This window comes from Ectothiorhodospiraceae bacterium BW-2, from assembly GCA_008375315.1.
Taxonomy (GTDB): domain Bacteria; phylum Pseudomonadota; class Gammaproteobacteria; order Thiohalomonadales; family Thiohalomonadaceae; genus BW-2.
The window spans coordinates 3529935-3543051 of the sequence record CP032507.1; the positions used below are offsets into that span (position 1 = coordinate 3529935).

A 13117-nucleotide genomic window follows, 5' to 3' on the forward strand; every position below is an offset into this window, starting at 1 on the left:
TTAATTAAGCGGGGAGTATAACCGAAAAGCCGCTTTTTGTACAGCATAAAAATATACAAAAAATCGCAAAAAAAAAAAAAAAAAAAAAAAAAAAAAAATAAAAAAAAATAAAAAACTAAATGAAAAACCCCTATCCTCGCAAAGAGGGGCACCTCGCCTCCGGTAGCGACATCATCTTCGACATCAGCGGCACCAACGGCTCTAAAGCCTCTATCGCCTCGGTCACACTATAAAAACGACGACAGCGCGACGGTAACTGCACCACCTTAGCCGCTCCTGCTCCACCCAACCAGATTTCGCACTGCGGTGACAAGCCGCGCGACAGCGCCTGTAGCTGCCCATCCACCGCCCGCTTAGGGTAGGCAAGACTGATTGACAGTGCGACAATAGCCGGCTGACATAGCCTTGCGGCGTCAATAATCTGCTCTACCGGTAGCGAACTTGAGATTAGGGTGCAGGGGATGCCTCGCTCTAGCAGCACGGTATGAAACATCTTTAACCCCAGCGTATGCCCCTCTCCTGAGAGGGTCGCTAACAGCAGCGACTGCTGCCCAGCGCAGAAGGGGTGGGGATGGAGTGCCCGATTGAGCAGACACTCCATGTGGCTAGTGAACAGGTGCTCTAAATGGACTGATAAGAGCCCCTTTGCCCACGCATCACCGACAGCTTGCGCTAACGGGGCGGCGCACTGCTCGATAAACTCTAACAGCGTCTCAAAAGAGAGCCGCGCCTGCTCCATCTGCTGATAGTAGCGAGCTGGGTGGTGGATCAGCGCCTCAAACAGCACGACCTCCCGTGGCGTTAACGAGGCAAAAATCGTCTCAAAATCACCCTCTAGCCGCGACTCAGAGTCAGCGTTAGTCGCCTCAGCAGCTAATATCTCCTTAATCACCCCCCCTACCCGTTCACCGGCGCGAACTCGTAATACTACCTGTCGCAGTAGCGCTACCTCCGAGTCGCTATAGTGGCGCTGCCCCTTAGGGTGGCGCTCTGGACGGGGAAACTGGTAGCGGTTCTCCCACTGTCTAAGTGTACCTACTTCAACCCCTAACTGGCGTGAAACGACACCAATTGACACCATACTCAACCCTCCAAAACGGTTTTTTATTGGCTATAACCACCGCAATCCAAATCATTAACAGAGAGAGTACGGCCTGAACAGGGGGGATAGAGTACCTATTTTTGCAATTTTTTGCCACTCTTTACAGATTTCCGGGTGTGATTTAGGTTGTGCTTTTTCGACGGCCGCCCCTACCAAACCCGAAACCGCCCAGTTCGTCGATGTCCAAACAGAGGGCCTCACTAATCGTAGCTTAAACAGGCCAAAAGTAGCATAATCTCCGGCAGGGGTGGGCAACCTGTGAGGTTGCTTGTTTTTTAGAAACTAAGCATATCCCCTTACCCCACCCCACTCTCCTTAAATTTTGGCGAAGCTATTTTTTATACAACAGACAGGATTAAGTGATGATGAATGGGCTGACAAGACGAGCATTTTTAATAGCGATGGCGCAGGCAAGTACAGCCTGTGTGATCTCTTTGGGTCTGACAGGATGTAACGACGATGATAAAGAGGCGAGCTTTGAGCATGGGGTAGCCAGCGGCGACCCGCTCAGCGATAGCGTGATCATCTGGACTCGCGTAACGCCAGTTAACAGTGGAGAGGTAGTCGTCTCTTGGGAGGTGGCGACCGATAGCGGCTTTACCAATCTAGTCAACACCGACAGCACCACGACTGAGGCTAGCAACGACTATACGATTAAGGTGGATGTACGGGGTCTGACTGCCGGCACGAAATACTACTACCGCTTCAAAGCCGGCAATAGCTATTCGGCAACCGGTGAAACCATGACATTGCCAACCGGCAGTCTGGATAGTCTCAAGATGGCTCTGTTCTCCTGCGCCATGTGGGAGCATGGCTATTTTCACGCCTACGCCGATGCCGCAAAACAGTCTCCGGATGTCGTATTCCATAGTGGAGACTATATTTATGAGTATGCTAGTGGCAAATATCCCTCTCCAACAGGTAGCCCGATACGGGTATTTGAACCGACCCACGAGATCGTCACCTTAGAGGACTATCGTCAACGCTACGCCCAGTACCGAACCGATGCGGCGCTACAGGAGCTCCACCGCATCGCCCCTTGGATCGTGATTTGGGATGACCATGAGGTGGCCAACGATAGCTACAAAGAGGGCGCGGAAAATCATGATGAGTCAGAGGGAGACTATATCACCCGTAAAGCGGCGGCTCTTCAAGCCTATTATGAGTGGCTACCGATTCGTATCCAAAATCCGAATGACCTAGCGCAGGCCTACCGCAGTTTCGATTTTGGCGATCTGCTCAGTCTCCATGTTTTGGAGACCCGGCTTCTAGCTCGCGATCTGTCGGCAGCCGGAAAGCAGAGCCAGCTAGCTCTTATCCAAGACCCAGCAGAGCGACAGGCAGCGATGGCCGATCTCACCGCGACACTAGCCGACTCTTCCCGCAAATTGATGGGAGAGACCCAGATGGCTTGGCTGCAACAGAAAATGAGCGCCTCAATGGCTTCGTGGCAAGTCTTGGGGAATGAGACAATGATGGCGCAGATGAAACTTCCACAATCTATTTTGCTATTTGAGCTAGATGCGACCGATTTTGCCGCTATCGCAGCAATGCTGCAATACAATGCCACCATGGGCGGAGCTCCAACGGCGGCAACAATGACCGATGATGGATTGGAAACTGCGATTGTGGCGGCTCTAATTCAAGCCGGTCTGAGCGAGGAGCAGGCCGCTGCTATGGCTCCCGAAAAGGTGACGAAGCTGGAAAAGCTAGCCCAAGAGACCAAATTGCCCTACAACTTAGATGCGTGGGATGGCTACCCCTACGAACAGGCGACAGTGATGGGAATGGCCGCTCAGATCCACCAGACCAAGATCGCGGCGGGCATTCATAGCAACCTAATCGTGTTAACCGGCGACTCCCACAACTCTTGGGCTAACAACCTCCGTTTTGTCGATCCGACAAGCGGTGTTGAAACGCCGGTAGGAGTCGAATTTGCCGGCAGCAGCGTCTCCTCGGTCGGACTGGAAAAGGAGTTGCAAGAGCTGCTAGTTAGCGGTGGAGTCATCACACCGGAGCAGTTTGATGCCGATCTATTTGCCGGCATATTTAACTACTATATCGAAGATAATCAGTTTTTGGATATGAAGCATCGCGGTTACACCCTAGTGACCTTCACCAAAGAGCAGGCTAAAGCGGAGTATCATCAACTAGATAATATTTTGACCAGCCACTACGACACCTCGGCCAAACGCATCACCACCATCACCGTTAAAAACGGTGCCCATAAAATCGACTCTATCGCCTAATTGAAATTGAAGCGCTCGGGGGCTGAACTGTTCAGCCCCCTACCTTTTTCACCCAGTTAATTTAGCCCCCAAACGCTGTGCTAGCACCGTTAACTGCCGATGCGCCTCTTCATACTCAAACTCATCCACCAGCGCCGCCACCCGCTCTAGCTGATCCTGTTGTCGTGAGCCGAGCAGTTTAAACAGCGGCTGTAGCTTCTGTGCCGTATCGTACTGGTAGCACTGCATCGCCTGCGACACGCTATTGAGCTGCTCAGTTAACGCCTCCCTATCGAACGATGATATCTCCGCTTCATCGCTATCGTCCCCAACGGGGGTTAGCTCCTCCCAATGACAGGCCTTTAGTGCCGCCATCACCCGCTCTAGCTCCTGCTTAAGCGCCAAAAACGACGACTCACAGTCAGCGCTCGACTCGCGGCACTGCAGCTCCAGCACGCTAGCTAGCTCAGAGAGCCGCTCGGCACCTATATTCGCCGCCACCCCCTTTAGGGTATGGGCTAAACGGATAAGTGTCTGCGGCTGCGACTCCTCTAACGCTTGGGTAAACGACTCGCTAAAGTGGCCTTGATTGTCAATAAATCGGTAGAGCAGTTTTTGATAGAGCTTCGGGTTACCGTTAGCCGCTTTTAGCCCCTGATGAACATTAATCACCCCTTCTAAAGGCGCTAAACTGCTCGCTACGCCTCTTAAGAGGAGATCAGCCTCAATCGTGGCGCTAGCTGGATTAACAGAGCCGCTCTCTGCCGCTAACCACTTCATTAAGGTCGCCTCAAACTGTTCGGTATCAATCGGTTTCGTAAGATAGCCATTCATGCCGGCGGTAAAGGCGCGTTGTCGATCTTCGGCCATCGTGTTTGCGCTCATAGCAATAATCGGCACCTGAAACGGCACTTGGGCAGAGGCACCGCGGCGCCGAATCTCCCGCGTCGCGCTGTAGCCATCCATCACCGGCATCTGAATATCCATTAAAATCAGATCAAACCGCTGCTGTTCGAACTGTTGCAGCGCCTCAGCGCCATTATTGACACTCACCACCTGTAGTGGATACTGAGAGAGCAGCTCTAGCGCTAACTCACGATTGAGATCATTATCCTCCACCAACAGTACCCGTCGCCGAGGCAGGGAGTGGGGCACAGTCGCTCGCCGCCGCCGTGGCATATCACCGGCTACGATGAGTTTCAGAGTCGTGGTGGCCAACAGCGCCTGCTTTAACACCGAGGGGAGCAGCGGTTTATCGAGCACCGCCACCACACTCGGCATCGTTTGGGTCTGTTCGGCAACTAGCTGTGCATTGTGGCAGGTCACAAAGATCACCTTAGGCAGCTCGAAACGAGGTTCAATACACATTAGCCGCTGCACCAGCTCAACGCCGGTCATCTCAGGCATCCTCCAGTCTAGCAGCAGGTGGGTGTAAGGCTCTCCGGCTCGCGCCTGCGCCTCTATTTTGGCTAACGCCTGATAGACTAAACTCTCACTCTCGAAACGGACACCCAAAAGCTGTAGCTGTGCCACATGGGCATTCATTGACACCCGATTATCGTCAATGACCAGCAGTTTAAGCCGCTGCAAGCGTTTACTATCACCCGCAGAGCTAACCACCCTCTGCCGCCCTAGTGTCACGGTAAACGAAAACCGACTCCCTTGGCCAAGCTCACTCTCTAGCCAGACCCGCCCCCCCATTAGCGTCACTAACTGCTGGACAATCGACAATCCTAACCCCGTACCGCCATATTGGCGCGTGGTAGTGCTATCGGCCTGCACAAAGGGCTGAAACAGAAACTGCTGCTGTTCAGGCGAGATGCCGATACCGCTATCACACACCGAACAGAGGAGCTCGACCGACTCAGGCGAACACTGTTCGTTAGCGAGAGAGATCGTGATCTCTATCTCCCCCCCCTTAGGGGTAAATTTAATCGCATTTGCGCTAAGATTGGAGAGAATCTGCTCTAGGCGCAGTGGATCACCAATGAGATTGAGCGGTAGCTGTGGCTGTAACACGATATTGAACTCTAACTGCTTCTCCTTTGCCTGCAACCGAAGCTGATTAGCGATACTATCGAGCACCGACTCTAGGTTAAACTCAATCTTCTCTAAGGTAATTTTCCCAGCCTCCCCTTTAGAGTAGTCGAGTATATCGTTAATAATACGCATTAAGTTTCTACCCGAGAGGTGGATCTTCTCTAAAAAGTTTCGCTCTCTGGCCTCTAACGACCCACTGAGCGCGAGTTGACTCATGCCGATAATCGCATTCATCGGGGTGCGAATTTCGTGGCTCATATTGGCTAGAAACTGACTTTTGGCTCGATTAGCGTTCTCTGCGGCGATAATCGCCTGCTCTAAACGCTGTCGGCTCTGCTTTAACTGCCGATCAGCCTCCTGCCGCTCGGTCACATCGCGATTGGAGGCGCGGCGGCTAATCTCGCCCGACTCGCTATCGACCACCGCGCGGCAGATATGCTCTAACCAGCACACACTGCCATCGGCTCGATAGATGCGAAAGGTGATCGCCCCGGGGGCCTCATTATCAAAGTGGTTCGCAAAGTGGTGCCTAACCTGTCGCTGATCGTCGGGGTGGACAATCTCTAGTAGTAGATCGGGCTGCTGCTGAAACTGCCTCTCATGGTAGCCGGTAATGTGGTAGCAGGAGGGGGAGCAGAAGAGCAGCTCACCATCGGCTCTAATCCAAGTCTCCCAATCTACCGTATATTGCAACACAGTGGAGTAGAGCTGCTGTGACCGTAACAGTTCGGTTGAACGCTCGGCGACCAGCCGCTCCAGATGTCTCTGGTGCTCTACTAGCTCGGCACTCGCTTGCTGTAGCGCAAACTCGGTCTCCTTATCAACTAACAGTAGTAGCTGCTGTCCGACCGCCGTCTCCCCTCCCGGCAGTGCCATGAGATGAATATCGACCACGCCCTCCTCGCCACGGTTGTCAAGCGATCCAGCTAGCCGCACAGGGCCTAAGGTATAGGGCTGCCCCTCGGTATCTCGTTTCAAAAGCTCATGCAGCACCTCCCTATCTTGTCGTTGAAATAGGCGTAGTAGCGGTCGATGGAGAAGCTCGCTACTTTGTAGCTGAAACAGCTTTTGCGCCTGCTGATTTAACTCCACCAAAATACCACGACTATCGACCACCAGCGCCGGTAGTGGAATCAGATGGAACAGTAGCCGGTAGCGCTCTAAGTTGAGACTCGCCTTCGATTCGGCCACCAATAGCTCCTGATTCTGCTGCTCCAGCTCGGCTTGATAGAGGTGTAGCTCCTCTAAAAGCTGCTGCACCAGTGCCGACTCGTCGCTCAGAGGCTCGGTCGGATTATCGTGCTCGGCTAACCAGCGCTGATGGCTCTCCATCGCCTCTTTAACCCGTTGGCGCAAACGATGCAAATTGACCTGTTGCCCCGATCTCTCTCTCATCAACCTTGCCCTCTCCTAGAAAAAATCCCCCCTATATTCACTAGGGGTATTGTAACATAGCACTCTTGCGAACCCTTTTTCCGTTTCGATAACGACCCACCAACACAGCAAAGGAGCAGCGCGGTATGAAGCAAGCGGTTGTCATTTTATCAGGCGGGCAGGACTCCACCACCTGCCTCTATTGGGCGCTATCGCGCTGGGAGCGAACGCAACTGACTGCACTCACCTTCGACTATGGCCAGCGCCACCGAGCAGAGCTTCACGCTGCCCGTCAGATTGCCGCACTAGCGGGAGTTAGCCATCTCGAACTGCCGCTAAATACCTTTGCCGCCCTCGGTGGCACTGCGCTAACCGAGGCCTCGATTGCTGTCGAGCCGCCGACAACGGGACTACCCAATACCTTTGTCCCGGGTCGGAATCTCATCTTTCTCACCTTTGCCGCCGCATTAGCTTGGCAGCAGGGGGCACACCACCTAGTCACCGGTGTCGCCCAGACCGACTACAGCGGCTATCCCGACTGCCGCCAACCGACGATTGCGGCCCAGCAGCGAGCGCTACAACTGGGGCTAGAGTACGATATAACTATCCATACCCCGCTCATGGAGCTCACCAAAGCAGAGACGGTGACACTAGCACAACAGCTCGGAGCGATGGAGGCGCTCGCTTGGAGCCATAGCTGCTATAACGGTAGCATCCCCCCCTGTGGCCACTGCGCTGCCTGCCAACTACGAGCGGCCGGTTTTGCCACCGCCGGCGTGGTCGATCCACTACGACAACGATTAGGCCTAACCCCATGAGCAGCCCTCTCTATGCCGTAGCCACCGCATCGTTCGAAGCCGCCTGCCGCCTCGAATCGCTACCTGCCCACCACCCGGCACGGGCACTCCACGGCCACTCCTATCTAGCGCAGCTGCGTTGTCGCTATCCCGATCATAGCGATCCCGAAGCGCTACGACAGCAGCTACAGCAGGCGGTTACCCCGCTCGACTACTGCGATTTAAATAGGGTGATCGCCGAACCGAGCGATGAGAATATCGCCCGCTGGCTGCATACCCAACTTAAACCGCTTCAGCCACAACAGATCGGCATCCAGAGCGTTGCCACCCAAGGGGTCGATCTCGATAGTCAAGAGAGTGCCCATATCTGGCATAGGTTCCGCTTTGAAGCGGCCCACCAGCTACCTAATGTCCCGCCAGGACACCCATGTGGTCGAATGCATGGCCACGGTTTTGAGGTCATTCTCCATCTACAACAGCCCCTCCATGGAGCCATCATGGGCTACGACTATCGCCAGCTACAGCAGCTATGGCAGCCGCTACATCAACAGCTACACCAGCGCTGTTTGAACGATATTGCCGGACTGGAGAACCCCACCAGCGAACAGCTCTGCCGTTGGATTTGGCGCCAGCTAAAACCCAAACTACCGCTACTCTCCTGGGTAACTAGCTACGAGACCCACAGCTCAGGCTGCCACTATAATGGCGAACAGTACCATATCTGGAAAGAGCTGCGTTTTGAGAGCGCCCTAAAACGCGCCGTGGCCGGTCAACCACGACTCTATGGCCACAGCTACCGTATTCGGCTCCATCTGACTGCCCCGCTCGATGCCGTTTTGGGCTGGACAGTCGATTACGGAGAGGTCAAACAGCTCTTTCAACCGATCTATCAGCAGCTCGATCACCAGCTACTAAACCAACAGCTTGCCGAGCCCTCGCTGCCCAACCTGCTCTACCACATTGAGGCGGCGCTAGTGCCAAGGCTACCGCAGTTAAGCCGAATCGATCTGCTGCAAACGCCCGAGATCGGGGCGGTGTTGCAGCGCGAGACGGGGGAGCCGGTGGTACCGGTTTAGGCCAAAGGTGCCGAGTGTCGGTTATTGTGGGTCGTCACACTGGCTAAACGCCTCTTCTAACAGCTGCCGCTGCTGCACCGCGTGCAGCTTAAATGAACCGACGGCAGGCGCCGCACTACAGGAGCGTCCCACATATTCAAGCTGCTGCTGTGGCAGCAGACATTGACGAATAGGGTGCTGGCTAGCATACCACGCCCCCTGATTTTTTGGCTCCTCTTGACACCAAACGACCTGCGTGGTGTAACGGTAACGCTGTAACACGCCGGTTAAACACGCTTTAGGAAAGGGGTAGTGCTGCTCTAAGCGAATAATCGCCACCTGCTTGCAGCCTAGTTCACGCCGCTTTTGCAGCAGCTCGTAGTAGAGCTTGCCGCTACAGAGCAGCAGCCGCGTGACCTCTCGCGGCTTAGGGGCATCGCTATCATCCATCACAGTGAAAAACTCCCCCTGATAGAGCTGCTCTAAGGATGAGATCGACTCTTTGTGACGCAGCAGCGATTTGGGCATCATGACAATGAGCGGCTTGCGATAGGGGCGCACCATCTGCCGCCGCAGCAGGTGAAAGAGCTGTGCCGGAGTCGAGGGGAGGCAGACCTGAATATTCTGTTCGGCACAGAGCTGTAGATAGCGCTCCAGCCTAGCTGAACTGTGCTCCGCCCCCTGCCCCTCATAGCCGTGGGGGAGAAACATCGTCAGACCACACAACCGCCCCCACTTCGCTTCGCCCGAGCTGATAAATTGATCGATCACCACCTGCGCCCCATTGGCAAAGTCGCCGAACTGCGCCTCCCATACCACCAGCGTCTTCGGCTCTGCGGTAGCGTAGCCATACTCATAGGCGAGCGCCGCCTCTTCCGATAGCAGCGAGTCGATGACACTACACTCCGGCTGCTCCGGTGCAAGGTGTTGCAGCGGAATATAGGCCTCCGCCTGATGTTGATTATGCAGTACCGCGTGGCGGTGGGAGAAGGTTCCTCGCCCCGAATCTTGCCCCGAGAGACGAATATCGAACCCCTCCATAATCAGCGTAGCGTAGGCCAAGGTCTCGGCCGCCCCCCAGTTAATAGCGAGGGCACCTGCGGCCATTTTGCGCCGATCCTCTAACACTCGCGCCACACGGGGGTGGAGCTTAAACCCCTCCGGTAGCTGCTGTAAGCGCTCTGAGACTAGCCGCAGACGCGCTAAAGAGACCGCACTTTGACACGGCAGCTCCCAGCTCTGTTCTAGATAGGGACGCCAGTTGACCCGAAACTCACTCTCAATCCGGCTCGGCCCGATATCAAGCGCTACCACCTCCCCCGCCACTAGCCGCTGACGATAGTCGTGCTGGAGCCGTTTTACCCCCTCTTCAGTCAATAGCTGCTCGGCTATCAGCCGCTCACTGTAGCGCCTCACCAGAGTTGGGTGGGTGGCGATCTTTTGGTACATCATCGGTTGGGTAATTGCCGGCTCATCGGCCTCATTATGGCCGTGGCGCCGATAGCAGACTAGATCGATAACCACATCTTTATGGAAGTGTTGTCGATACGCCAGCGCCAGCCGTCCGACCCACACCACTGCATCGGGATCATCGCCATTGACATGCAAGATGGGTGCCTCGACCATCTTCGCCACATCGGTCGCATAGAGGGTCGAACGGGTATCGCGGCGATGGCTAGTGGTAAAGCCTATCTGGTTATTAATCACAATATGGAGTGTGCCACCGGTGGTATAGCCTCTAGCCTGCGACATCTGTAGCGTCTCCATCACCACCCCTTGAGCGGCAAAAGCAGAGTCGCCATGCACCACCACCGGCACGACCCGCTCGCGACGATGGTCACCATAGCGCTGTTGGCGAGCCCTCACCGAACCCTGTACCACAGGGGCAACAATCTCCAGATGGGAGGGGTTGAAGGCCAACACGAGATGGAGCGGTACGCCGGCGGTATTTATATTAGTGGAGTAGCCCTTATGGTACTTCACATCACCGGCACCGGGCTGCTCTAGCTCCCCCTCAAACTCATTAAAGAGCCGTTGGGGCGCTTTACCTAAGATATTAATCAGCACATTAAGCCGCCCCCGATGGGCCATACCAAGGACAATCTCCGCTATCTTCTGCTCACCTGAACGCTGTATTAGATCATCTAGTAGCGGAATCAGCGCCTCCCCCCCTTCGAGCGAAAAGCGCTTTTGGCCGACATAACGGCTATGGAGATAGCGCTCTAGCCCCTCAGCCGCGACAATGCGCTGTAGTAGCCGCTGTCGGGTCAGGCTATCGAGGGGGGGACGAGGACGCTCAATCCGCTGCTGTAACCACCGCTTTTCGGCCGTATCGCTCAGGTGCATATAGTCATACCCGATCGTGCCGCAGTAGCTCTGGCGGAGCTGGGCGAGGATATCTTTGAGCATTAACTCCTGCGGAGCGACTAACGAGCCGGTATCAAAAAAGAGGCTCATATCCTCCTCAGTTAGCTGATGATAGGCCGGATTGAGCTCCTCGATACCGCTCGCTGGATAGTGCTTTAACGGATCGAGATCGGCACACTGATGGCCACGAACACGATAGGCGTCAATCAGCCGCAGCACCGCCCCCTGTTTAGCCGCTGTCGGTCGGGGTGCGGTAGTCTCGGCAACGAGAGTGGCCACAGGCGGTGGAGCGTTTAACTGCCTTGATTGTTCAATCGCTACTTGGGGCGGCGCTGAGGCGTGGGGATCGTCAAAATAGCGCTGCCACCTTAACGGAACTCGCTGCCTATCTTGAAGATAATCGTCGTAGAGCGCCTCAATATAGGGCGCATTTGCACCATACAAAAATGAGCTGCCGAGCAGCTCGGTGACGCTTTTGCTCATCCTCTCACCCATCGTTGCTATTAAACCGCGCTAACAGTACCACAACAGCTAGCCCTTGAGCCATACATTGACACGCTGTTCATCATTCCCCTAAAGTTGAGCCCTCCCCAGTCGATAGATAGGGTAACAATAGAGCTGGAAAAAAGCGTTACCAAGACGCCTGTTCAGCATAATCAGCCTGTCCTTAGCCTTGATAAAAATAACCCGCCCTCTGGCGGGTTCTGTTTTTTCTGATCTTACCGAACGCCCTTTGTTACAATCGGCCCCATTCTCGTCCCGATTCACCAAAAAGCACTTAACAGATGGCTACTTATGGATAGTTACTACCCCTCACCGGCCCCCGATCTACTCACTTGGGTCATTGCCGATCTACACCACCAGCGCAGCGCAGAACTACAGCAGACGCTACTTGATATCCACCCGCAGGATATCGCCGCGCTACTCGAGGCGCTGCCGTTAGAGCAGCGGCTACAGCTATGGGAGATCACCCCGACAGCGCTGCACGGCGAGATATTGCCGTGGATACACGATGAGGCGCGTGCCACCATCATTAACCGCATGGCGCAGAGCGAGCTCGCTGCCGCCGTCTCTCAACTTGAAGGTTCAGATCTAGCCACCGTACTAGAGGAGCTCCCACCACAGACGGTCGAGCCGCTGCTAGAGAGCTTAGATGAGGACTACCGCCGCCGCATCACCCAGACCCTCGCCTTTGAGGAGGGGAGTGCCGGACGGTTAATGAGCACCGAGCTGCTTAGCGTGCGTGCGAATGTTACTCTAGCGGTAGTGACACGCTGGTTGCGCCGCCGTCACACCACCCTCCCCCCCTATAGCGATACTCTCATGGTCACCGATGCCGATGGCCACTACTGCGGCACCCTTACCCTAGCTAGCATAATCACCTCCCCTCCCGAGACGGTCGTGGCGGAGATTATGGAGACCCATCGTGAATCGATTCTACCCAATCTCCCCGAACGGGAGGTGGCGGGGCTCTTTAAGCGCCAAACGATTGCAGCAGTCGCGGTAGTCGATAGCGATGGCCGACTGCTCGGCCGAGTGACAGTCGATGAAGTGCTCTCTCTCATCGAAGAGGAGGTCGATGAGGCTTGGTTAAAGGGGACAGGATTGGATGAGGAGGCGGATCTATTTGCTCCAGTCTGGTCGAGTGCCCGCCGCCGCGGGCTCTGGCTCGGGATTAACTTAATTACCGTCTTTATGGCCGCTTGGGTGATCGGCCGTTTTGAGCAGGCGCTAGACGAGATTGTCGCTCTGGCGGTACTGATGCCGGTTGTCGCGAGTATGGGCGGTATCGCCGGCAGTCAGACGCTAACCCTAACCATTCGGGCTATGGCACTCAATCAGCTCGCGAGCGGTAATATTCGCTGGCTAACCATGAAGGAGTTGGCGGTAGGGGCGATTAATGGTCTGCTGTGGGCGGCGGTGGTGGCTCTAGTAGCCTATCTCTGGTTCGGTAATAGTGGCATTACGCTCATTATCGCCATCTCCATGCTGCTTAATCTGCTAGCTGCGGCGCTATCGGGAGTGATCGTACCGCTGACACTGAAGCGGCTCCATATCGATCCGGCGCTATCAGGGGCGGTGATCTTAACGACCGTGACCGATATTGTCGGCTTTCTCACCTTTTTAGGGTTGGCGACACTCCTGTTACTGTAA

Annotated in this window: 7 protein-coding genes; 4 read left to right on the forward strand and 3 right to left on the reverse strand. The window is 55.1% G+C overall.

Features of this window, described 5'->3' with window-relative positions:
• Positions 1-130 precede the first annotated feature (130 nt).
• The gene (locus D5085_16600; protein QEP44609.1) at positions 131-1081 is read right to left on the reverse strand and encodes a MerR family transcriptional regulator; all 951 of its coding nucleotides are present in this window, start codon (positions 1079-1081) and stop codon (positions 131-133) included.
• 383 nt (positions 1082-1464) lie between these two features.
• On the opposite strand from D5085_16600, the gene D5085_16605 reads away from it, so the two are divergent.
• Positions 1465-3351 carry an alkaline phosphatase gene (locus D5085_16605; protein ID QEP44610.1) on the forward strand — a complete coding sequence of 629 codons (1887 nt, stop codon included), beginning with the start codon at positions 1465-1467 and terminating at the stop codon, positions 3349-3351.
• Between the two features lie 48 nt (positions 3352-3399).
• On the opposite strand, the gene D5085_16610 is transcribed toward D5085_16605, so the two are convergent.
• Positions 3400-6765: a response regulator gene (locus tag D5085_16610; protein ID QEP44611.1), complete on the reverse strand. Its 3366-nt coding sequence runs from the start codon at positions 6763-6765 to the stop codon at positions 3400-3402.
• A gap of 125 nt (positions 6766-6890) precedes the next feature.
• Here D5085_16610 and queC point away from each other — a divergent pair, with 125 nt between their 5' ends.
• Both queC and D5085_16620 read left to right on the forward strand, forming a co-directional pair.
• Complete coding sequence (queC, locus tag D5085_16615; GenBank protein QEP44612.1) at positions 6891-7562, forward strand: 7-cyano-7-deazaguanine synthase QueC; 672 nt, start codon at positions 6891-6893, stop codon at positions 7560-7562.
• The gene (locus D5085_16620; GenBank protein QEP44613.1) at positions 7559-8617 is read left to right on the forward strand and encodes a 6-pyruvoyl tetrahydropterin synthase; all 1059 of its coding nucleotides are present in this window, start codon (positions 7559-7561) and stop codon (positions 8615-8617) included. The genes queC and D5085_16620 overlap by 4 nt, the downstream gene beginning before the upstream one ends.
• 21 nt (positions 8618-8638) lie before the next feature.
• Here the strand turns inward: D5085_16620 and D5085_16625 are convergent, their stop codons facing one another.
• Positions 8639-11446 (reverse strand): 2-oxoglutarate dehydrogenase E1 component, encoded by a 2808-nt coding sequence (locus tag D5085_16625; GenBank protein ID QEP44614.1) that lies wholly within the window; start codon positions 11444-11446, stop codon positions 8639-8641.
• 312 nt (positions 11447-11758) lie between these two features.
• On the opposite strand from D5085_16625, the gene mgtE reads away from it, so the two are divergent.
• The gene (gene mgtE / locus D5085_16630) at positions 11759-13117 is read left to right on the forward strand and encodes a magnesium transporter (GenBank protein QEP44615.1); all 1359 of its coding nucleotides are present in this window, start codon (positions 11759-11761) and stop codon (positions 13115-13117) included.